1 protein-coding gene and 1 pseudogene are annotated in these 1,354 nt (G+C 70.1%); both read right to left on the reverse strand.

What is annotated here, in order from left to right; genetic code table 11:
• Positions 1–852 (reverse strand): succinate--CoA ligase subunit alpha (sucD, locus tag NT8_RS28075; protein WP_067976103.1); only part of this gene is annotated, 852 nt, incomplete at its 3' end.
• 16 nt (positions 853–868) lie between these two features.
• Positions 869–1,354: pseudogene (locus NT8_RS28080) on the reverse strand (ADP-forming succinate--CoA ligase subunit beta); the annotation flags it as partial.

Below are 1,354 nucleotides of genomic sequence, written 5' to 3' on the forward strand. Positions count from 1 at the left end.
GGTCTCGGTGGGGGTCTTGCCGACCTTCACCCCGGCCGCCTCCAACGCCTCCTGCTTGGCCGCCGCGGTCCCCGAGGACCCCGACACGATCGCACCCGCGTGCCCCATCGTCTTGCCCTCAGGCGCGGTGAACCCCGCCACATACCCCACCACGGGCTTGGACACGTTCGCCTTGATGAACTCCGCCGCACGCTCCTCGGCGTCCCCGCCGATCTCCCCGATCATCACGATCACATCGGTGTCGGGATCGGCCTCGAACGCCGCCAAAGCGTCGATGTGCGTCGTCCCGATGATCGGATCGCCACCGATGCCCACCGCCGTGGAGAACCCGATGTCACGCAGCTCATACATCATCTGATACGTCAGCGTGCCCGACTTCGACACCAGCCCGATCCGCCCCGGCTTGGTGATGTCGGCCGGGATGATCCCCGCGTTGGAGGCCCCCGGCGTGATCAGACCCGGGCAGTTGGGGCCGATGATCCGCGTCCGGTTCCCGGTCGCGTTGGCGTGCGCCCAGATCGCCGCGGTGTCGTGCACCGGCACACCCTCGGTGATCACCACCGCCAACCCGATCCCGGCGTCGATCGCCTCGATGACCGCGTCGCGGGTGAACCGCGGCGGCACGAAGATCACCGTGACGTCGGCCCCGGTCGCGGCCATGCCCTCGGCCACCGACCCGAACACCGCCACCTCGGTGCCGTCGACGTCGACCTTCTGCCCGGCCTTGCGCGGGTTGACCCCGCCCACGATCTTGGTGCCCGATGCCAGCATGCGGCGCGTGTGCTTGGTGCCCTCCGCGCCGGTCATGCCCTGCACCAGCACCTTGCTGTCCTCGGTCAGGAAAATAGCCATTAGCGCAACCCGCCCCCTACTTCGCCGCGGCCAGCTCGGCGGCCTGCGCCGCGGCGCCGTCCATGGTGTCCACCTGGCGCACCGCCGGGTGCGCCCGCTCGCTGAGGATCCGCCGCCCCAGCTCGGCGTTGTTGCCGTCCAGGCGCACCACCAGGGGCTTGGACACGTCGTCGCCGCGCCCCTCCAGCAGCTCCAGCGCCTGCACGATGCCGTGGGCGACCGCGTCGCAGGCGGTGATCCCGCCGAAGACGTTGACGAACACGCTGCGCACCGAGGGGTCGCCCAGGATGATCTCCAGGCCGTTGGCCATCACCTCGGCCGAGGCCCCGCCGCCGATGTCGAGGAAGTTGGCGGGCTTGACCCCGCCGTGGGCCTCGCCGGCGTAGGCCACCACGTCCAGCGTCGACATGACCAGGCCCGCACCGTTGCCGATGATGCCCACCTCACCGTCGAGCTTGACGTAGTTCAGCCCCTTCTCCTTGGCCCTCACCTCAAGGGGGTC

Origin of the sequence: Nocardiopsis trehalosi NBRC 14201 (assembly GCF_001552555.1) — a bacterium.
In the GTDB taxonomy this organism is placed as follows: Bacteria; Actinomycetota; Actinomycetes; order Streptosporangiales; family Streptosporangiaceae; genus Nocardiopsis_B; species Nocardiopsis_B trehalosi.